21 protein-coding genes are annotated in these 21,587 nt (G+C 42.4%); 11 read left to right on the forward strand and 10 right to left on the reverse strand.

Translation table 11 applies throughout. From position 1 onward, the window contains the following. Positions 1-98: 98 nt before the first annotated feature. The 5 genes from M3205_RS22375 to M3205_RS22395 all read right to left on the reverse strand — a co-directional run bounded on the left by M3205_RS22375 (position 99) and on the right by M3205_RS22395 (position 1,837). The gene (locus tag M3205_RS22375; RefSeq protein WP_251171907.1) at positions 99-317 is read right to left on the reverse strand and encodes a hypothetical protein; all 219 of its coding nucleotides are present in this window, start codon (positions 315-317) and stop codon (positions 99-101) included. Positions 318-323: 6 nt separating this feature from the next. Further along, positions 324-542, reverse strand: a complete 219-nt coding sequence (locus M3205_RS22380; protein WP_251171908.1) for a DUF2922 domain-containing protein — start codon at positions 540-542, stop codon at positions 324-326. Positions 543-585: 43 nt separating this feature from the next. After that, positions 586-804, reverse strand: coding sequence for a DUF1659 domain-containing protein (locus M3205_RS22385; protein ID WP_251171909.1), 219 nt, complete (start codon positions 802-804; stop codon positions 586-588). 61 nt (positions 805-865) lie between these two features. Next, positions 866-1,024 (reverse strand): sigma factor-like helix-turn-helix DNA-binding protein, encoded by a 159-nt coding sequence (locus M3205_RS22390; protein ID WP_396106266.1) that lies wholly within the window; start codon positions 1,022-1,024, stop codon positions 866-868. A gap of 12 nt (positions 1,025-1,036) precedes the next feature. Then, positions 1,037-1,837, reverse strand: coding sequence for a hypothetical protein (locus M3205_RS22395; RefSeq protein ID WP_251171910.1), 801 nt, complete (start codon positions 1,835-1,837; stop codon positions 1,037-1,039). 853 nt (positions 1,838-2,690) lie between these two features. Between M3205_RS22395 and M3205_RS22400 the strand changes: the two genes are divergently transcribed. The 3 genes from M3205_RS22400 (at position 2,691) to M3205_RS22410 (ending at position 5,680) form a co-directional block, all read left to right on the forward strand. After that, positions 2,691-3,092, forward strand: a complete 402-nt coding sequence (locus M3205_RS22400; RefSeq protein WP_251171911.1) for a hypothetical protein — start codon at positions 2,691-2,693, stop codon at positions 3,090-3,092. A 52-nt stretch (positions 3,093-3,144) separates the two neighbouring features. Further along, the gene (locus M3205_RS22405) at positions 3,145-3,312 is read left to right on the forward strand and encodes a hypothetical protein (RefSeq protein WP_251171912.1); all 168 of its coding nucleotides are present in this window, start codon (positions 3,145-3,147) and stop codon (positions 3,310-3,312) included. A gap of 127 nt (positions 3,313-3,439) precedes the next feature. After that, positions 3,440-5,680, forward strand: coding sequence for an ATP-binding cassette domain-containing protein (locus M3205_RS22410; protein ID WP_251171913.1), 2,241 nt, complete (start codon positions 3,440-3,442; stop codon positions 5,678-5,680). A gap of 384 nt (positions 5,681-6,064) precedes the next feature. Here M3205_RS22410 and M3205_RS22415 read toward each other — a convergent pair whose 3' ends face one another. Next, positions 6,065-7,243 (reverse strand): ROK family transcriptional regulator, encoded by a 1,179-nt coding sequence (locus M3205_RS22415; RefSeq protein ID WP_251171914.1) that lies wholly within the window; start codon positions 7,241-7,243, stop codon positions 6,065-6,067. Positions 7,244-7,433: 190 nt separating this feature from the next. On the opposite strand from M3205_RS22415, the gene xylA reads away from it, so the two are divergent. The 4 genes from xylA to xylE all read left to right on the forward strand — a co-directional run bounded on the left by xylA (position 7,434) and on the right by xylE (position 12,914). Then, positions 7,434-8,765, forward strand: coding sequence for a xylose isomerase (xylA, locus tag M3205_RS22420; RefSeq protein ID WP_251171915.1), 1,332 nt, complete (start codon positions 7,434-7,436; stop codon positions 8,763-8,765). Positions 8,766-8,870: 105 nt separating this feature from the next. Further along, a complete protein-coding gene (gene xylB / locus M3205_RS22425; protein ID WP_251171916.1) occupies positions 8,871-10,373 on the forward strand; it encodes a xylulokinase in 1,503 nt (500 codons plus the stop codon). 21 nt (positions 10,374-10,394) lie between these two features. After that, the gene (locus M3205_RS22430; RefSeq protein WP_251171917.1) at positions 10,395-11,435 is read left to right on the forward strand and encodes an aldose epimerase family protein; all 1,041 of its coding nucleotides are present in this window, start codon (positions 10,395-10,397) and stop codon (positions 11,433-11,435) included. Positions 11,436-11,513: 78 nt separating this feature from the next. Next, positions 11,514-12,914 (forward strand): D-xylose transporter XylE, encoded by a 1,401-nt coding sequence (gene xylE, locus M3205_RS22435; protein ID WP_251171918.1) that lies wholly within the window; start codon positions 11,514-11,516, stop codon positions 12,912-12,914. A 36-nt stretch (positions 12,915-12,950) separates the two neighbouring features. Here the strand turns inward: xylE and M3205_RS25835 are convergent, their stop codons facing one another. From M3205_RS25835 to M3205_RS22455, 4 genes are read right to left on the reverse strand one after another with little or no spacing between them, the layout of a single operon-like run. Beyond that, positions 12,951-13,325, reverse strand: coding sequence for a metal-dependent transcriptional regulator (locus M3205_RS25835; RefSeq protein ID WP_251171919.1), 375 nt, complete (start codon positions 13,323-13,325; stop codon positions 12,951-12,953). 22 nt (positions 13,326-13,347) lie between these two features. Next, entirely contained in the window at positions 13,348-14,286 is a 939-nt protein-coding gene (locus M3205_RS22445; protein WP_251171920.1) for a metal ABC transporter substrate-binding protein, read from the reverse strand. 24 nt (positions 14,287-14,310) lie between these two features. Beyond that, the gene (locus M3205_RS22450; protein WP_251171921.1) at positions 14,311-15,168 is read right to left on the reverse strand and encodes a metal ABC transporter permease; all 858 of its coding nucleotides are present in this window, start codon (positions 15,166-15,168) and stop codon (positions 14,311-14,313) included. Further along, positions 15,168-15,914 carry a metal ABC transporter ATP-binding protein gene (locus M3205_RS22455; protein ID WP_251171922.1) on the reverse strand — a complete coding sequence of 249 codons (747 nt, stop codon included), beginning with the start codon at positions 15,912-15,914 and terminating at the stop codon, positions 15,168-15,170. Before M3205_RS22455 ends, M3205_RS22450 begins: the two co-directional genes overlap by 1 nt. Positions 15,915-16,251: 337 nt before the next feature. Here M3205_RS22455 and M3205_RS22460 point away from each other — a divergent pair, with 337 nt between their 5' ends. From M3205_RS22460 to M3205_RS22475, 4 genes are read left to right on the forward strand one after another with little or no spacing between them, the layout of a single operon-like run. Then, positions 16,252-16,830, forward strand: coding sequence for a glycerol-3-phosphate acyltransferase (locus tag M3205_RS22460; RefSeq protein WP_251171923.1), 579 nt, complete (start codon positions 16,252-16,254; stop codon positions 16,828-16,830). Between the two features lie 3 nt (positions 16,831-16,833). Next, positions 16,834-18,444: a GNAT family N-acetyltransferase gene (locus M3205_RS22465; RefSeq protein WP_251171924.1), complete on the forward strand. Its 1,611-nt coding sequence runs from the start codon at positions 16,834-16,836 to the stop codon at positions 18,442-18,444. After that, entirely contained in the window at positions 18,431-20,260 is a 1,830-nt protein-coding gene (locus tag M3205_RS22470) for an LTA synthase family protein (protein ID WP_251171925.1), read from the forward strand. The genes M3205_RS22465 and M3205_RS22470 overlap by 14 nt, the downstream gene beginning before the upstream one ends. 5 nt (positions 20,261-20,265) lie before the next feature. Next, the gene (locus M3205_RS22475) at positions 20,266-20,571 is read left to right on the forward strand and encodes a hypothetical protein (RefSeq protein ID WP_251171926.1); all 306 of its coding nucleotides are present in this window, start codon (positions 20,266-20,268) and stop codon (positions 20,569-20,571) included. The last annotated feature ends 1,016 nt before the right edge of the window (positions 20,572-21,587 follow it).

Here is a 21,587-nt window from a genome sequence, read left to right on the forward strand (position 1 = left end):
TTTAAGGAAATTCACTGCCAAAAAATAAGAATTTAAAGAATTAATACCCTGAAATAAGAGAAAGGTGAATTTGAGCGCACTCAAATTCACCTTTCTTACTATCTGAAGCTAGTTTTGTCCCAGCCCCCTGCTTTTTCTATTCTTTCAATCGATCCGGCAATCCCTGAATGGACGGCAAAACAATATCGAGTTTGGCTTCGATTCAGTTCTGAGAACGGGAAGCCAATTTTGCTGATTAATGTGACCATCTGTTCCGTGCCAACTGCTCCTCTTTGGCGAGTATTATAAAAATGGCCGGCTTTCCAGAATCCGGCCACTGATGACTATACTAAACCATATTCAGTTACATTCCGTTCAACCAATCTGGCACTTTCAGCTATAACCAAATCTCCGCCATTGCCTTGAAATGCATTGGCAGCAATGATTTGTTCCATAGCTGCTTTTACAGCAGCAGGATCAATCGGTTCAATGGGGTTATCAACGGATAGTTTCGTTGGCTTGCCCAGTTCAGAGATGAAAGTCATTTCTAATGATTTAGCCATTTAATATTCCCTCCTTATGATTTTGGTTTTCAATAGATTCTGTTTAGCCTAAAATATCGAAGCTGTTATTTCTATTAATCTCAGTCATTGGATAACTGCTTAAGCCGGCGATCGCCTGTCCAACTGTGAAAAGCTGGTCTGCTGTGGCCGATTGCTTTACGCCGCTGTAAGTTTTTGATTTATGAACCGGCTTGCCCTGCTCATTGAGGCCTGTTTCAAATACCAGGCGAAGTTTGGAATCAGTGATAATTGCTTGTGCCATCTTGGGTCACCTCCTTTCACCTTCTATATATACTTTGGAAGGGGAAAAGGACAGGGTGATTTTATTTTTGCTGCATTATTTTCTTCAGCTTCTCACGCGCACCATGCCGCCAGTTTTTGACTGCAGACAGGGAGACCCGTTCTTTTTCAGCAATTTCCCTGACAGACAGTCCGTAGTAAAGGGGTCTAAGTCTAAAGTTAGGGGGTCTAACTCCCAGCAATGGGGAAGTTAGCTACTTTTTGTAGAAGAAATTTAGCGAAAAGGCATTGTCTTCAGCTGCAAATCCCATTTCATGCAATTCGTCAAAGTATTTTTCTTCAAATTTTTTATTCAGGATTCCATAGAAATAAGCGATGGGCTTAGCTATGTTGCTGGTTTTCATTTTCCGGATCAACTGCTTAAAGGAATGGATGGCTGTGTCTAAACTCAACTCACAATTATTTTTATAGGCTGCAAGTGATGCCATTCTCCAAAATTCCTCTATCTGCCTGGCTTCCGAAAAAAAGTATTTTACAGTGCTGATAAATGACTGTGGAACACGCTCACTGGTAAATGTGTGATCGAGGACGGTTTCGCTACGTTTAGTACTCTTTTGATTTTTATTAGTTTTAGAAAGATTGATAGTTTTATTAGGGTGGTCCATTTTTTTCTGATTAGGTGGTTCACTCTTGGGATAGCGATTAAAAACATACAAGTTACTGGACTGGGAACCGTTTTTTCTCTCTGTTTCATGAACGGTAAAAATACCGATTTCTGTCGCCTTGACAATCATTCTTTTAAACGTGGAGCGGGAAATGCCATGGCCGTTATATTCTTCGTGAATCGCTTTTAAAACAGTTCCAATCTTGGCATTGGACACCCCCGGGATTTTCGCAGCAAAACGAACCAGCCTCTTTAAACCAGCCAGCTCCCCCTTGGAAAACTTGTCCTTATGCACCGCTAGCCACATTTCCACATGTGCATTAAACTCCTGAAGATCTATAAACTGAGAAAATTGTTCAAACTGGTCAACACTGCCTGATTTTAAATTCATTAAACTGCACCACCCTTTCATCTTCTATATATAAATCAAGGGGGGATTTGGACAGGGTGGTTTTGGGAATGGTGTGACAGATTTGTGAACGTGGGTTTTGTTAAGTAAAGTGTAGGTTTCATGATCACAAAAAATAGGTTCCAGTGAGAAAACGGTCGTCATAATATAGGGTATCCTTTTCTTCTTGACATTGATAATCATTATCAATAAAATGAGATTTATTAGGAGGGAGTTTGGTCGTTTGAACAATATTTGCGCCTGGTGCGGGTATCTAACGAATATGGAAGCTGATGAATGTAATGATGACAGCTGCCCTTGCTGTGATTTGGATTTTTTCGGGGTAACTGTATTTGACATGTGTGAAAGTTGAAAGAGATATATCGAAGGATTGATGAAAATATTTTGCTGGATTTAGAAAAAGTAAAAGCAAATCAATAATTCAGGCCAGAGAGTGTATGTGTTTCTGTAATATGCAGGGACGCATATTTTTTGTTCATTTTCCAGAAGCACCGCATCATTCTTAAACAGCTTCATCGCTTTTTCCATCTCCTTTGGAAATCATTTTATTGTTAACATTTGGCAGAATTCACGACTTAGAAGAGAATTCATTTTTAAGCAATTTGTTTGAAGACTAATATAATAGTGAAGGTGTGTTTACATTGGACCATTCAGTTAAATTCACGAATAGAATGCAAAGAATTATTAAGAATGCCGAAAAGGAAGCCTGGCTGTCACCTGCTAATAGGGTGTCTGGAAGAAAGATCAGGCGCTTTGGGGGAGATATACCTAAAATGCAATTTAGATCCGGATATACTGAGACGGTCAGTTCAACCTAAACATAAAAAAATGCAAAGTGAATTTTTCGACATCCCCAGTAACCGATGGGGTTATTGTCATACTTGATACAGCGATTGATTGTATGAACAGGTATAACCAGGTTTTTGTTAATGAAGGGCATTTGCTTAAAGGATTACTAAATGATGCCACCATTGCAACGGTTCTATCTGAGGAAATGAAAAACACCATTTTGACCCTCGGAACGTCTCCAAGGGACCTGATCACTCATCTTGGCAGTTATACTTTTCCTCAAATGAACACTCCTTTGTCAGGAAAGTTCATCATGATGGTGATGAAAAGCAGCTTACAGCCTTTACGGAGAAAAATTTTTCTAAGGAGTGGGCTAATACGATTCGCGGGGGATTTCAGAAGGAGACGCCATCAATTTATATCGCAAGTGAGGAAGACTTTAGGATAATTGGCTTTGCAGCATTTGATGTATACCTGAACAAAAGGGATATTTCGGTCCTATGGGTGTAGTAAAAACCAGCAGGATTAAAGGTATAGGGTATGCTTTGCTTCATCACTGTTTAAGAGATATGAAAGAAATAGGATATGAATATGCCATTATTGGAGGAGCAGGGCCAATAGAGTTTTATGAAAAAGCTTGCAGAGCTGCTGTGATTCCATCAATATAAAAGGCGTTTTCATAAAATGTCAAAATAAATAAAGAATATTATTGCAAATTCCTTCCCACTATTGGTATGATAATTCTCCGCGCAAATGACATACATACGGAAAACGATAGTATAGGGAGCTGATTGTGTGAAGCAGGAATTCATCGAAATTGTAAATGCGAGAGTAAACAACCTGAAGAATATTAATCTTCAAATTCCTAAGGGAAAGATCACGATTTTCACAGGTGTATCCGGTTCCGGCAAATCATCCATTGTGTTTGATACGATTGCCCAGGAGGCTGGCCGGCAGTTAAATGAGACGTACAGCAGTTTTCAGAGGCTGTTTCTTCCGAAATATAGCCGTCCGGAAGCAGATGAAATCAACAATCTTTCTACAGCTGTTGTCGTCGATCAGAAACGGCTCGGCGGAAATGCCCGGTCCACACTTGGAACTGCTACAGATATTAATCCTCTTCTTCGCCTGTTATTCTCCCGCTTTGCAGAGCCTCATGTAGGGTACAGCAATGCTTATTCGTTTAATGATCCGAGCGGCATGTGTTCGAAATGTGAAGGGATTGGGAGAATTATTACCCTCAACTTAGATGCTGCTCTTGATAAGGAAAAAAACTTAAATGAAGGTGCTATTCTGCTTCCGGGCTTTGGACCTGGAACATGGCAATGGAAAGCGTATGCGGAATCCGGATTCTTCGATCGTGATAAGAAAATTAAGGATTATACAGAAGAAGAGTTCAATAAGCTTGTCTATGCAGAACCGGAAAAAGTAACGGTCAGTTATATGAATAATGATATGAATGCCACCTATGAGGGTCTGGCCGTCAAATTTATGCGCCAGCATGTGAAAAGGGACAAGGAGACGTCAAAAACGGGCGAGAAGCTCCTAAAGACCTTCAGCACGATGACTGTCTGCCCTTCCTGCGAAGGAAAGCGATACAATGAAAAGGTGCTTTCATCCCAAATCAAAGGCTACTCCATTTATGATCTGACATCCATGCAATTGGATCAGCTAATCAATACTCTTCTAAGTATCATTTCACCTGATGCAAAGCCAATCGCTGAAGGGGTCATGGAACGTCTGCAAAATCTGTGTGATATTGGTCTCGGCTATATGGATCTGACAAGGGAAACGCCCACCTTATCTGGCGGTGAATCCCAAAGGGTGAAAATGGTTAAATATTTATCCAGCAACTTAACTGGCCTTATGTACATATTTGATGAACCAAGCACCGGCCTGCATCCGCGGGATGTCCACCGGTTAAATGAATTGCTGGTGCGCTTAAGGGACAGAGGCAATACCGTGTTAGTTGTAGAGCATGATCCGGATGTCATCCATATTGCTGACCATATCGTTGATGTGGGGCCGCATGCGGGTACAAACGGGGGAGAGATCATGTTTACCGGCAGTTTCAGGGATTTCTTATCTTCTGCTACATTGACTGCTAATTATTTAAACCGCAGTGCAGAGCTCAACACAAATCCGCGTCCGGTCTCTGATTTTATGGAAAGCAGGAAAAGCACCCTTCACAATTTAAAGAATGTGAGTCTTTCTGTTCCGAAAGGAGTATTCACGGTGATTACCGGTGTAGCGGGTTCCGGGAAAAGCACACTGGTGAATGAAGTGTTTGCAAAAGATTTTCCGGAAGCTATCCGGATCGACCAAAGTCCGGTTCATGCCAACATACGGTCCAATCCGGCCACTTTTACCGGCATAATGAACTCGATCCGTAAGTCATTCTCTGATGCAAATGGAGTGGAAAGCGGATTATTCAGCTATAATTCAACCGGCGGATGCCCGACTTGCGAAGGCACCGGGACCGTTGAAATCAACTTATCCTTTATGGATACAATGGAAGTCGAATGCAGTGAATGTCATGGCAGCCGCTTTAAGCAGGACGTGCTCCAATACTTATATAAGGGTAAAAATATTGTGGAAGTCATGGAGATGCCAATAGCAGAAGCTGTGGAATTTTTCGATGCAAAAGACATCCAGAGAAAACTCAAAGCACTTAACACAGTCGGTCTTGGCTATTTGTCCCTCGGACAGCCTCTGACCACTTTGTCAGGAGGTGAATGCCAAAGGCTAAAGCTGGCAAAGGAACTGAATACAAAAGGCAATATTTATATACTGGATGAACCGACAACAGGACTGCATATGTCCGATGTCGCCAATATTCTGGAAATCATTAATAAATTGGTTGAAAAGGGGAATACCGTTATCGTCATTGAACATAATCTCGATGTCATCCGGAAAAGTGACTGGATCGTCGATTTAGGGCCGGATGGAGGCGCAGGGGGCGGCCAAATTCTGTATGAGGGACCGCCTGCAGGAATTTTGGAATGCGAGCGCTCAGTTACGGCGCAGCATCTGTAAGGAATCAAATGGCCATGGAATTTATTCATGGCTATTTGATTTGTCGGTTATTTATGAGCAGCTTTGAGTGGCAAAATACTTTGATTCTGGCACATAAAACGGAATATCTAACAGGTTTTGGATTATATCTAGCATATGCTAGATTTTATCTAACATAAATTTGAATATATCTAACAGGTTCTGAGATTTATCTACCATACTTTAAAGTTTATCTAACATTTAGCACAATTGCTCTTCTGAGGTTAATCAACCGGAACTATTAAATAAAGAAGTATAGCTGTAGCTGCCTCTATAGGTGTTTAATTAAGGAGATGGAGTAAATGATCTGGTAAACTTAAAAAGAATGTCCCGATCATTTCTGGGACATTCTTTTTTATAACCCAATCACGCATCCTGCTTATTCAAACGCTCCTCTAAATCCGAGTTCAAAAAGTTCTCAGTAGCATAAGCAGAAGCCCCAAGTGCTGCTGAATAAATCGATAAATCAGCAAATGTAATATTGACATTTTCCTGATTAAACCCTAAGGAGCGATTCCGGACAACTTCCATAATCGATTCCGACAGTAATTCTTTGGCAATGGCTAAGCGATTGCCAATGATGATCTGTTCAGGGTTGAAGGTATTGATGATATTGTTTATGCCAATGCCGAGGCCGCGGCCGATTTGGCGGAATAAATCCTTTACTTCTTCATCTTCTTCTGCCATGTCAAGTAATGACTCCAGGTTCAGATTCAGGTGTTTAGAGTTCTTTGCCTGGTTTAGCAATGCCTGTTCAGAGGCGTACAATTCCCAGCAGCCTCTGCTGCCGCATCTGCATTCTTTTCCATCTATATCAATGACCATATGGCCCATTTCACCGGAGAATCCTTCAGCTCCCCGATATAGGCTGTTTTGTAAAATAAACCCGACGCCTATACCAATTCCAGCACTTACATAGATCAGATTTTCATAGTTTTTTCCGGCACCAAAACGCTTTTCTCCATATGCTCCGGCGTTCGCTTCATTGTCAATGATGACGGGAAGGCGAAACTCTGCCTCAATTTCTGCTTTTAGATTAATATCTGTCCAGCCCAAGTTAGGGGCCAGCAGGATATTGCTGCCTTCTTTATTGACGATCCCTGGGACACCAATACCGATCCCAACCACACCGTAGGGGCTGTCAGGCGCAGAGTCCACAAGGGATTGGATGACTTCTTTTATCACAAGAATGGTTTCTTCGTACTTCATGCTATTCATATGCTTCAAGATTTCGTCCACAATATTGCCTGACAAATCAGTTATGACCCCTAAAATATAATTGACCCCTAAATCAATTCCAATCGCATATCCAGCTTTCTCATTAAAGAGCAGCATCACCGGGCGCCGCCCGCCGCTGGATTTCCCTGGACCTGTTTCGGAACAGATTTTTTCATTGATCAGCTCATTCACCAATGAGGAAACCGTTCCTTTCGTCAGTCCCAAATGTTGTGAAATATCAGCCCGGGAGATTGGGGATTGCTCGATGATCGTCTGCAGGACACGTGATTTATTTTTCATTTTTACCAGTTGCTGGTTCCAAGTCATTATTTTTTCTCCTCAAATCCTCAATTTCTTTGTATAGTTCAATCATATTCCATTTATACCATAATTAAAATTAAAAATAAAACTTAGTTCATTCAATAGACAAACTAAGTTTATGGTGTTAAAATCAATTTGTAAACAAATGAAAGCGATAACACACAGAAAAATCTGTAAAAACAGGAGGAATAAAAAAATGAACTATTTCGAAAATGTAAGAGGAGTTAAATACGAAGGTCCGGATTCTACTAACCCATTGTCTTTTAAATATTATAATCCTGAAGAAATGATTAACGGCAAAAAAATGGAAGACCTGATGCGTTTTGCCGTTTCTTACTGGCATACGTTTACGGCAGAAGGAAATGACCCTTTCGGAGAGGGTACGATGATTCGTTCATATGATAGATATTCAGGAATGGATTTGGCGAAGGCACGTGTCGAAGCTTCCTTTGAATTCTATGAAAAATTGAATGTTCCGTTCTTCTGCTTCCATGACGCTGATATTGCACCTGAAGGCGATTCATTGAGAGAAACGTTTAAGAACTTAGATGTGATTACGGGTATGATTAAGGACTACATGAAGTCCAGCAAAACAAAGCTATTATGGAATACCGCTAATATGTTTTCACATCCGCGCTGGTTGCACGGTGCGGCGACAGCTCCAAATGCTGATGTATTCGCTTATGCAGCTGCAAAGGTGAAAAAGGGACTTGAGATCGGCAAGGAGCTTGGCGCTGAAAACTATGTATTCTGGGGCGGCCGCGAAGGCTACGAAACATTGCTGAATACAAACATGAAGCTTGAACAGGATAATCTGGCACGTTTCTTCCATATGGCCATTGATTATGCAAAGGAAATCGGATTTGACGCACAATTCCTGATCGAGCCAAAGCCGAAGGAGCCAACGAAGCATCAATATGATTTTGATGTGGCTACCAGCTTAGCATTCTTGCAATCTTACGGGTTAAAAGACTACTTCAAATTCAATATTGAAGCGAACCATGCGACTCTTGCCGGCCATACATTTGAGCATGAGCTGCACACAGCACGCATTAATGGCATGCTTGGTTCGGTGGATGCCAACCAGGGAGATACTCTGCTTGGATGGGATACAGATGAATTCCCGACTGACATCTACTCTACTACATTAGCAATGGTTGAAATCCTTAAAAATGATGGCCTTGGATCAGGCGGCCTGAACTTTGATGCGAAGGTGCGAAGAGGTTCATTTGACCCTGAAGACCTGTTCTATGCTCATATCGCCGGAATGGATGCTTTTGCGGTTGGTGCAAAAGTGGCTCAGCGTTTAATTGATGATAAAGTATTAGACAACTTCATTGCTGACAGATACAGCAGCTACACACAGGGAATCGGCCTTGACATTGTTGAAGGAAAAACAGACTTCCATAAGCTCGAAAAATATGCCCTAGGAATTGAAAAGATAGAAAACAAATCCGGAAGACAGGAACAGTTAAAAGCGATTTTAAATAAATACATTCTTGAAGCTTATGCGAGTGTAAAAGCATAAGAGATTGATAGAAAAAGGTAAATGTACTGGGAATCCGATATGGTCCCGGTACATTTTTAAAAACAAAGCTTAGCATACATTTCATTATTTAAAGGATGATCACTCATGAAATATGTAATCGGGGTTGACCTTGGCACGAGCTCGGTAAAAGTATTACTAATGAATCAAAAGGGAGAAGTGTGCAGCGAAGTCTCAAAAGCATATCCGCTCATTCATGAAAAGTCAGGCTACAGTGAACAGGATCCGGCCGAATGGATTGATAAAACAGTCGAAGCGCTTAAAGAGCTAACTGACCAGTTTGAAGGAAGCGCTGAAGACATAGAGGGAATTAGTTTTTCAGGCCAAATGCACGGCCTTGTCCTTCTGGATGAAGCGAATCGGGTGCTGCGCCATGCTATCCTCTGGAATGATACGCGCACGACCGAGCAGTGCCAGCAGATTTATGAGATGGCCGGAGAGAATCATCTCCTTGAAATTACTAAAAATCCGGCGCTGGAAGGCTTCACATTGCCTAAATTGCTATGGGTGAAGCAGCATGAGCCGGAACTGTTTGAAAAAGCCGCTGTCTTTATACTTCCTAAAGATTATCTGCGCTTTAAACTGACCGGGAAGATTCATAGTGAATATAGCGATGCAGCGGGCACATTGCTCCTCGATGTCAGCAGGAAAATGTGGAGTGAAGAGATGTGCACGCTAACCGGGATTGATATCAAAATTTGTCCGCCTTTAGTTGAATCCCATGAATGTGTAGGAACACTAATGCCTGAGATTGCTGAGGAAACAGGGTTATCATCTGTAATAAAGGTATTTGCAGGCGGAGCTGACAATGCTTGCGGAGCGATCGGTTCAGGCATTCTTTCAGAAGGCAAAACATTATGCAGCATTGGCACATCCGGAGTCGTTTTATCGTATGAAGAACGAAATGACAAGGATTTTCAGGGGAAGGTCCATTATTTTAACCATGGCGAAGAAAATGCCTACTATACAATGGGGGTAACCTTAGCTGCGGGACATAGTTTGAGCTGGTTTAAAGATACGTTTGCTGAAGCAGAATCATTTGATTCCCTGTTATCTGGTATAAGCGACGTTCCAAATGGATCAAACGGTCTTTTGTTTACACCTTATCTGGCCGGTGAGCGTACACCGCATGCGGATTCACAAATTCGCGGCAGCTTTATCGGCATGGACTCTTCTCACACTCGAAGCGACTTTGTCCGCTCTGTTATTGAAGGCATTACTTTTTCATTAAATGAATCCATTGAGATCTTCAGAGAAAGCGGAAAGCTGATCGATACTGTCATCTCAATCGGCGGCGGAGCGAAAAGCGATGCCTGGCTGCAAATACAAGCCGATATTTTCAACAGCACGATCGTTAAACTGTCAAGTGAGCAGGGCCCTGCTGTAGGGGCGGCAATGCTTGCGGCATATGGCTGCCAATGGTACGACTCTCTTGAAGCCTGTGCAGATAAGTTCATCACATACGAAAAATCGTATAGCCCAATACCTGAAAATGTTGAGAAATATCAGGAGCTGTTTCAGTTGTATAAACAAGTGTATGCAGAGACTAGGAAGCTGAATGAGAGTCTGGCCGGATTCAGGAAAAAGTAAGCGGACTTGAGGGAGACCAACATGAACATAACAGAAAGTATCTTTGGTAACTTGAATGGAAAGCGAATTAAATCCTATACCATCAGCAATGACCATGGAATGAGTGTAACGTGTATCGAATATGGGGGAATCATCACTGATATTTCGGTCCCTGATCGTAAAGGAATGATAGAGAATGTAGTCCTTGGGTTTGACACACTAGAAGAGTACATCAATCATTCTCCGTTTTTCGGAGCTATTATCGGAAGGGTAGCCGGAAGGATAGCAGGTGCAGCTTTCACGCTTGATGGGGTTGACTACAATCTGCCAAAGAATGATGGAGAACATCAGCTGCATGGAGGCAGGGGCGGTTTTTACAATGTCATTTGGCGTTCGGCCGCCAAAAAGAGCCGGAATGAAGCGGGTGTACAGTTCTTCTATATAAGCCCGGATGGTGAGGAAGGGTATCCCGGCTCACTTGAGGTGATGGTAACCTATACTCTGAACAATGAGAATGAACTCATCATAAGCTATGAAGCAGTATCTGATAAAAAGACGGTCATTGACCTGACTAACCATACTTATTTCAACCTGAGCGGAAATGTTAAAAGGGATATCCTTGAGCACGAGGTGACCATAAAAAGTGATCACTTTCTCGAGCTTGATGAAACCCTAATTCCGACCGGGGAATTCATCCCTGTTGAAGATACCCCGTTTGATTTCAGAGCAGGAAAGAAAATTAAAGAGGGCGTCGATTCAAATCATCCGCAGAATCTGCTTGTGGGCGGAGGGTATGATCATCCTTTTCACTTAAACTCTGGTGAATTGGCGCTAGTGGATTCTGTAAGCGGACGAAAACTGGCAGTAACAACGGACAGGCCGGGTGTTGTTTTGTATACATCGAACATGCTTGGAAACGATTTTCAAATTAAAGGTGTACAGTCCAAAAAGCATCTGGGGCTGTGTCTCGAAACTCAATGTCTGCCTGATGCTATTCATCACGAACATTTTCCTTCTATTGTATTGGAGAAAAATGAAGTCTACAAAACAAAGACCAGTTATAAGTTTCTCGTTACTCAATAACTCGCAGAAAGGAGTATAGACAGATATGAATGACAGGGAAAATTGTAAGCGTTATACTTCATATCTGTCTTACACACTATGAAACAGAATCGGAACTCACTTTATATTGGTTCACTAACATTGGTTGCCGCGATTGGCGGTTTGCTTTTTGGATATGATACTGCTGTTATTTCAGGAGCTGAAAAGTCTCTGGAAATCTATTTGATTGAAAGCCTGGGATTGGGGTCGCTGGCTCACGGAGCGACAACCTCCAGTGCCTTAATTGGCTGTATCATTGGCGGGTTGATATCCGGTTATTTTGCGTCAAAGTTTGGGCGTAAAAATTCACTGATTGCTGCTGCTGTTCTATTCTTCATTTCTGCTTTAGGTTCTGCTTTTCCTGAATTTTTATTTTTCACTAAAGGGGAGCCGACCATTTCTTTATTGCTGACTTTTAATCTTTACCGCATTATTGGCGGAATAGGGGTTGGCCTGGCGTCAGCCGTTGTTCCTATGTATATCGGTGAAATTGCCCCTGCTGATATCCGCGGCCGGCTGGTTTCATTCAATCAATTTATGATCATTTTCGGAATGCTTGTCGTATACTTTGTCAACTGGGGCATTGCCAGCGGCCGTCCATTGGAATGGATCAATGATATTGGCTGGAGGTATATGTTTGCTTCAGAAGCGATTCCGGCACTTGCCTTTGGTCTTCTGCTGCTTTTGGTTCCGGAGACACCACGTTATCTGGCCATTAAAAACCAGGATAATAAAGCGCTGGCTGTACTGACGAAAATTAACGGGGCAGCTGAGGCCAAAACGATCCTGGGTGAAATCAAGAAATCAGTAAGAGCCTCTGCCAATCTTCCGGCAGAAAAGCTGTTTGCGTATGGTAAATTAGTGATTGTTATTGGAATTATGCTGTCTGTTTTCCAGCAATTTGTCGGAATTAATGTGGCCCTCTATTATGCACCTCGTATTTTTGAAAGCATGGGAGCGGCAAAGGATGCGTCCATGCTGCAGACGATTGTTATGGGGGTCATCAATGTCGTCTTTACTGTCGTCGCCATTTTAACTGTAGATAAATGGGGAAGAAAGCCATTATTAGTCACAGGTTCGATTGGCATGGCGATTGGAATGTTTGGAGTTGCAGGCATGGCATTTTCGAATATAATCGGCATAGGCACACTCATTTTCATCATTATTTACACAGCATCCTTCATGATGTCTTGGGGGCCAATCTGCTGGGTATTGATCTCGGAAATTTTCCCAAACAAAATCCGTGGACAAGCTGTTGCAGTAGCGGTAGCTGCACAATGGGCAGCTAACTATTTCATTTCTTCAACTTATCCGATGATGATGGAATTCAGCGGCGGTTTAACCTACGGCTTCTATGGACTGATGAGTGTTCTGTCAGCGATTTTCGTGTGGAAGTTCGTGCCTGAAACGAAAGGGAAGACTCTTGAGAATATGGAAAAGATGTGGAAAAAGACGGCTTGATAGACAAAAAACGCTTGAAAGTGTTCAATGAACACCTCAAGCGTTTTTCTTATATTCTTTTAAAAAATTCTTTATTTTAGCAATAACCTCTGTTTCCATATGCATTTCTACTTGACTGACCATATTTCGGATCAGTTTGTCTTCAACGCCAATTAATTGGTAAAGCTCCATTAAAACCAGATGATCCTCGAACAGCTTTTTGCCTAACTCATTTCCCGGTTTTGTCAGAGTAACGGTTCCATAAGGCTGAAAGTATATGTAACCGTCCTCTTTAAGCTTTCCGGCCATTTTAGATGCTGCCGAGGCGGTGACCTTCAATACCTTGGCAAGGCCGGAAATGGTCGCATGCCCATGTGCTTCCTGTAAGAAATAAATTTCGAGAAGATATCTCTTTATCCGAATGGGGATCACAAGTTTCACCTGCTTGCTGGAATTACTTCGTCAAGCCTTCTTTAATGATTTTTATATTCCATTCCATCATGGAGATGTACGTATCGCCGTCTTCACCCGGTTTTGCCAGGGAGTCCGTAAACACTTTTCCCATGATCGGCACATTGGTTTCATCAGATACAGCTTCCATGCTTCTTGCGTCAATGCTGGTTTCCAGGAACAATCCTGTAATACCTTTTTCATTGATGATATCGACAATTCTTGTAATTTGTTCTGGTGTTCCCTGGTTTTCCTGATTGATTTCCCAAATGTATTCTGCCTGGAATCCGTAAGCTTCGCTGAAATATTTAAATGCACCTTCACTTGTGACGAGAACCCGTTCGTTTTCGGGAATTTCTTTAAATTGTTCAACTGCTTCATTATGAAGCTCCTGAAGCTTTGCAATATATTCTTCCGCGTTCTTTTCGTAGACTTCTTTATTGTCTGGGTCTACTTTAATCAGTCCGTCTCTGGCATTTTCCGCATATTTGATTCCATTGCGGATGTCGAGCCATGCATGAGGATCTTCTTCACTTTCTTTGCCTTTTGTAGTTAGGTGTTTGGCGTCAACGCCTTTGCTCATCATGAAGACCGGCGCATCTTTACCGTCTTTTCCGGCTGTTTCCAAGAGCCTGTTGAACCATGAGTTGCCGGCTTCAAGATTCAGGCCGTTATAAAATACGGCATCCGCATCTGTTGTTTTTTGCACATCCTCAGGAAGCGGGTCATATTCATGAGGGTTAGAGCCGATAGGGGCCAGGCTGTGAACCTCAACTAAATCCCCGCCGATATTTTTTACAATGTCATACACAATCGAATAGGTAGTAACAACCTGGATTTTTCCGTCACTTTGGGCAGTGTTGCTCTTTTCGCTGCTGCAGGCTGACAAAAATGACAGGAAAAGCAGGGATGCAGCCAGTAGTATAAAGCCTTTTTTTAACATAGGGATACCTCCTGAATTTTTTAATCACACTAATGAAGCTCTCTTTTTCTTCACCTTCAGCGTTTTCCAGATCAGCCCGTGCTTAGGGGAGAATAAGAAAACGAGAATGAAGATAGCAGTGGATGATATGACAATCGTCGCTCCTGAAGCTAAGTTGTAGGTGAAACTAAAGTAAAGCCCTGTGATAGATGAGATCACCCCAATGCCGGACGCCAGGAAGATCATTACCCACAGCCGCTCGGTTAACAGATATGCCGCCGCCGCAGGGGTGATCAGCATTGCAACCACGAGTACAATGCCTACTGTCTGGAGGGATGCAACAGTTACCATTGTCAATAGAGTCATTAGGAAATAATGAATGAATCGAACTGGCAGTCCGTAAGCTGCACCCATTGTCGGGTCAAATGATGTGACCAATAATTCCTTGTAAAAGAGGTAGACAGCCCCTAATACAATCAGGCTGATGCCCAATGTGATCCACATATCGGATGATCTTACTGCCAGAACATTCCCGAATAAAATATGATACAAATCTGTACTGCTTTTCAGCATCGTAATAATGATAATTCCTGAAGCAAATGCAGCCGTAAACATAATGCCAATGGACGTGTCATGCTTTATCCTGCTGTTTTGCGAGACAAACCCGATAGCAATCGCCGTAATGACACCGCTGATTACAGCCCCGAAGAAGAAGTTAACACCCAGCATATACGAAATCGCGACACCTGGAAGGACGGCATGTGAAATGGCATCCCCCATAAGAGCCATTCCTCTCAGGATGATAAAACAGCCGATCACACCGCAGATAATTCCGACCATAACCGAGGTTAATAGCGCCTTTTGCAGAAAACCATATTGCATTACCGCTTCGATAAAAGCCATTATAATGTCACCCCAATCTCTTTCATAAATGTAAATTGTCCCTGATAGGCTTTGGAAATTACTTCCGGTTTAAAGACCTCTTCAACAGTTCCGAAGCTGATCAATTCTTTATTTAGCAGGATTAACTGATTGAAATAATCGTTTGCCTTGCTTAAGTCATGGTGAACGACTATCACCGTTTTTCCCTGTCTGCACAGTTCCTTCAAAATGTTCACAATCGTTTCCTCGCTCGATACATCGACCCCGACAAACGGCTCATCCAGGAAAAACAGATCTGCTTTCTGTGCAAGGGCCCTCGCCAGAAAAACTCTCTGCTGCTGGCCGCCTGACAGTTCACCGATCTGTCTTTTGCTTAACTCCTGCATGCCAACGCGCTGAAGGCATTCCTTGGCCCATTCTTTATCCTTCTTCTTCGGACGGCGGAACAGTTTTAGATGGGGGTAGGTCCCAATAAGAACGGCATCCAGAACCGTGATGGGGAAATCCCAGTCTATGTCATTCCGCTGCGGGACATAGGCGATGCTTTTGCGTACTTCCGTGATGGGTCTTCCCAGCACTTTAACTGCGCCTTTATCCTTTGGTATGAGATTAAGCATGGCTTTTAGAAATGTTGATTTACCTGCGCCATTCGGACCGATTATTCCCACCAGATTGCCGGTATCTACCGATAAGCTGACTCCTTTGACCGCTTCATTTCCAAAATAGGAGACATGCAAATCCTGTATGCTGATCGCTGGATCCTTCATTTTATTGTCCTCCTGTTTTTTTCAGATTTAAACATATTCAAAATAATTGTCATAACACAATTTATCGTCATATGGACAAGATTTATGGATATATTAAAAAGTTTTGCCTTAATGCAAATTATATGCAAATGCTAAACAATGTCAACACAAAAATTTTTATCACCGAAAATTTAAAGATGGCATAAAATAGCCAATTATGATTTATGACTCTGGCATAATGATTGTATAATGGTAAAATTAGGTGAGATAGACTGAAAAAACTGATTGTAAATTTGTAAGTATATGAAACTTTTTACCCTTTTTGATCGTTTAATTAATAGAGGCGGGGTAGGTGTATATGATCGATGCTGTTTGGTCTGCCCTGGTTGTTATGATCTTTTCATACGCATTGGGGTGTATATCAGGAGCTTATTATTTGGTTAAATATTTAGCGAAAGAGGATATTAGGTATATAGGGAGCGGGAATGCAGGAGCTACAAATGCAGGAAGAGCTTTCGGAAAGACCGGTTTTTTGCTAACCATTGCAGTAGATGCTGGAAAGTCGTGGGGAGCTTTATATGTGACTGGACTCCTGTTTGAGGGGGAAGTGGTATTCATTCTTAGCGCCCTTTGCGTGCTGCTGGGTCATCTGTTTCCTATTCAACTGGGTTTTCATGGCGGAAAAGGAGTGGTTGTCTATCTGGCTTCCGCTTTGTATTTGGAGCCGATGACGATCGCAATCATGGCCATCACAATGGGAATCACGTTAGCAGCTCTTCGGAGGTATACATTATCGGGTTTTATCTCGATGGCTTCAATTCCCATAACAGCCTGGGTGATTGGCGATTCATTCATTATTACAGCAGGCCTGTTGCTGTTGCTTATCATTGTCGTAATTTCGCATACAAATTTCATCATGCCTAAACATAGGAGGTAAACTATGACTATTATCTGCAAAATTGCAGCCGAACCTGATGAATTTGAACAAATCCATCAGCTCAACTATCAGACATTTGTGGAAGAAATTCCGCAGCATAAGCAAAATGAAAATCAGCATTTAATCGATAAATTTCATGAAGAAAATACATATGTAATTGCCAAGGCTGGTGACGAAGTGGCAGGAATGATCGCGATACGTGCGAAAAGGCCATTTTCGCTTGATTATAAGCTTCCTAATCTTGAAGAATACTTGCCTGTGAAAGGTGTGTATTGCGAGGTCCGCCTGCTGTCAGTTAAAAAAGAATACCGCAGCACGCGTGTTTTTTATCAGCTTTGTGAAAAGCTTGTGGAGCTTTGCCTTGAAAAAAATTATACGATGGCCCTGATTTCAGGGACGGTCAGGCAGCTGAAATTGTATAAGCGGATTGGCTTTTTGCCTTTTGGCCCTCTGACAGGAGAGGAAGGAGCCCAATTTCAGCCCATGTACTTAACAAAAGAGAATTTCGAACGTTCCACAAAAGCCTTTAAACGGTTAATGGACAGAAGCTCAGAGGAGTCTGGGCAGCACTCTTTTTTGCCTGGACCTGTCCCTGTTCATGAGAATGTGAAAAATGCTTTTGCTAAAGAAGCCGTGTCACATCGCAATCATGATTTTATCAAGGACTTAAAAGAATTGCGGTTACACTTATGCAAAATGACAGGTGCTTCACATGCACAAGTTATTGTCGGGACCGGTACCCTATCCAACGACCTTGTGGCTGCCCAGCTGAAAAACATGGAGGGGAATGGGCTGATTCTGGCCAATGGTGAATTCGGCTATCGTCTTATTGACCATGCCGAAAGATTTCAATTATCTTTCCAGACCATTGAAAAAGACTGGAATGAACCGATCCTGCATGAGGACATTGCACACATGCTTACAGAAAATCCTTCTATAAAATGGATATGGACGGTTCATTGTGAAACCTCAACAGGGTATTTATTTAATATCAGCGGAATCCAGGAGCTATGTGCGAAGCATGGTGCCGAGCTTTGCGTGGATGCATGCAGTACAGCCGGAATCGTTCCGCTGAATCTTGAAAATATTTATCTGGCATCAACCGTCAGCGGAAAAGGGTTTGGTTCGTACCCGGGGCTTGCGATTGTGTTCCATAGAGACAGAATAAGAGGGAACAGCCAAATGCCCAGATACCTGGATTTAAAAATGTATGAGGATAATGATAGCATTCCTTATACCCATTCATCCAATCTGGTCTACGCCTTAAAAGAGAGTATAAAGCTGATAGATTATGAGAAGATAAACCGATTGTCTTTAAAAGTAAGGGAAAAGCTTGTAAATAAGGGCTTTTCCGTACTGGGCGGGGACGATTACTCACCAGGCATTATTACTGTCCATTTGCCGGAGGGCATGTCCAGCAGGGAATACGGCGACTTATGCAAACAGAAAGGAATTCTTTTAAGCTATGAAAGCGGGTACCTGCTTGAAAGAAATTGGGTTCAGGTGGCTCTGATGGGTGCGCAGGAAGAAGAGAAGGTCATAACTTCTTTTGAAATGATGGCACGCATTTTCGAAAAACACTTTGAAAAGCGGTATGATTATGAAGTTATTTAAGAAGCTTCCACCCATTTGGGCTGCTGTTATCTTTATCTGGATCAAGACAGCTGCTGTATCCTTTATCGGATTCAATTTGCACCCCCAGACCTGGACTGATATTTTATTTATGCTATTAAGCCCGATCGGGGCCATAATGGTCATCCTTGGAATTCCTTATTATTTTAAGCGAAAGGCCAGACCGGGAACTATTTTTGCATGCATGGCTGTTATGACAGGCATTCTTTTTGGAGACCTACTTTACTATCGTTTCTATACCGATTTTGTTACCGTTCCGATTCTTTTTCAGTTTAAAAATGTCGGAGGGATAGGACCGAGTACTTTTGAATTGATCAGCCCGTGGGATCTTCTGTTATTGACTGATCTGATTCTTTTCTGGCTCTTCTATTTAAAACGGAAATCAGTACAAGTGCAGCTTTCAAACAAATCAAAAAGGTTTTATGGTGCTGTCAGTGTGATGTTTGTTCTAGTGACCATTACTCTCGGCATAGTGAAGGTACCTCATTTATTTTCCGAATCCTATAATCGCCAGCAGCTTGTTAAGCATATTGGCTTGTATCAGTATCATCTTTATGATATAGGAAACGCTGCAGCAAATCCCCTCAAGCGCGCATTTGCCAGTGCAACAGATGCTAAGGCTTCTGCTGATTATGTCCAATCTCATGAAGATAAGCCATCGGATTACTTTGGTGCCGCAAAAGGAATGAATGTCGTGCTGATCAGCATGGAGTCCACTCAGAATTTTGTGATCAACCAGAAGGTGAACGGTAAGGAAATAACGCCTTTCCTTAATTCACTGATTGATGACAGCTTTTATTTCAACCGGGTCTATGATCAGACAGCGCAGGGCAAAACATCTGACTCGGAATTCATGGTGGATACAGGCTTTTACCCGTTGTCCAGCGGCTCGGCATTTGTCCGGAAAACACAAAACGCTTATCGGAGCCTGCCGAATATTTTAGCTGAGAAGGATTATTACGCAGCTGTTTTCCACGGGAATGACGCTTCTTTCTGGAATCGGGAGGCCATGTATGATTCTTTAGGGTATGACCGGTATTTTTCAAAAGCTGATTATGTGGTGACGGATGAGAACTCTGTGAATTACGGGATTAAGGACATCCCATTTTTCCAGCAATCCATTAAGCATCTAGAGGAACTGCAAAAGCCTTTCTACGCAAGGTTTATCACCTTGACAAACCATTTTCCGTTTTTGCTGGAAGAGGAAGATCAGTTTATCCCTGAGGCCAGCACAAGTGAAATGGTGGTCAATCGCTATGTCACAACCGTCAGATATCAGGATGAAGCTATTAAAACCTTCTTTCAGGATTTGAAAAAGAAGGGGCTCTATGAAAATACGATGTTCGTATTGTACGGCGACCATTATGGGATATCTGATAAGTATGAACATGGTGTGCTTGAATTGCTGGGTCAGGAAGATACGATTGTGAACCGCATGCAGCTCCAAAGGGTGCCGCTGATTATTCATGTGCCGGGTGTGGAAGGCAAGACGTTTTCGAACCTTGGCGGAGAAATCGATATCAGGGAAACTATTCTTCATCTGCTTGGCATAAGTGCTGATGATAATTTCAGTTTCGGGCAAAACCTGTTTACAAGAGATCCCCATCACCCTGTTACCTTCCGGGATGGAAGTTTCATTGCGGAAGACTATTTGTACAAAGCGGGTAAATGCTTCAAAAGCGATTCGGAAACAGAAACAGATATAAGTGAGTGTGAACCTTTAATGGATATCTCCAGGAAAGAGCTAGGGGTCTCTGATGATATTTTGCTTGGGGATTTAATGAGGTTTATGGACTAACTTTTTTGGAGGAGAGGCATGGAAGTATTCGTGTTTATATTTTTATAGGGATACCTTTGCTGTTGCTTTGGAGTTTTATTTTAACCCTTATCAAAGTTAAGAGAGAAGGCAGCCGAGGACAATTTCTGGGCAGGACCCTGACTTTTATAGGCGGAATTTATTATTACACCATTTCTTCATTTATCGCTTGGTTTGTATTAATTGTTATTGCATTCGGTATTGCAGCCCTGGTGAAAATGGGTCAATCTTCGGTGCATTATTCTTTGGTTAATTCGGTGGTTATATGGTTTATAACTTTTTTCCAAGATTAAATATGCCGGAATGCGATTTAGGTATGTCCTTTGGGGCATACCTTTTATTTGTTTTTTTTAGAGATTGGATCATTGGCCACGAAGAAAGGCGAAAAGAGGCTGTAGGAGTGGGAACCTGGGGAACTTCGGACACAGGGGAGGAGAAAACGCGTCGGTCGAGTCAGAACCTGGGTCACCTTGGGACAAAGTAAGGGGAAAAGGGTTAGTTAGAGTCAGAACCTGCGCCACCTTCTGCCACAAAAAGGAGAAAAGAGTTAGCTAGAGTCAGAAGCTGGGTCACCTTCTGCCACAAAGAGAGGAAAACAGGTAGCTAGGGTCAGAACCTGCGCCACCTTCTGCCACAAAAAGGAGAAAAGAGTTAGCTAGAGTTAGAACCTGAGCCAAGTTCTGCCACAAAGAGGGGAAAACAGTTAGCTAAAGTCAGAAAACCTATGCCACCTTCTGCGACAAAGAGGGGAAAACAGTTAGCTAGAGTCAGAACCTATGCCACCTTCTGCCACAAAGAGGGGAAAACAGTTAGCTAAAGTCAGAACATATGACAACTTCTGCGACAAAGAGGGGAAAACAGTTAGCTAGAGTTAGAAGCTGAGCCAAGTTCTGCCACAAAGAGAGGAAAACAGTTAGTTAGAGTCAGAACCTGCGCCACCTTCTGCCACAAAGAGGAGAAAAGAGTTAGCTAGAGTCAGAACCTATGCCACCTTCTGCCAAAGAGGGGAAAACAGTTAGCTAGAGTCAGAACCTGCGCCACCTTCTGCCACAAAAAGGAGAAAAGAGTTAGCTAGAGTCAGAAGCTGAGCCAAGTTCTGCCACAAAGAGGGGAAAACAGTTAGCTAGAGTCAGAACCTGGGTCACCTTTTGCCACAAAAAGGAAAAAAGAGATAGCTTGAGTCAGTCAAGTCCACTATTTTGTGTAAATTCATTCCTAGGAAAAACAAGTTATTTAGCTCTTATGTTTTTGAAGTAGTGGAAGGGGCCCCTTCCACTACTTCAAAAATTTCGCTCCGCAGATTCTACTG

The organism is Cytobacillus firmus, assembly GCF_023715565.1.
GTDB classification, from domain to species: domain Bacteria; phylum Bacillota; class Bacilli; order Bacillales; family Cytobacillaceae; genus Cytobacillus; species Cytobacillus firmus_C.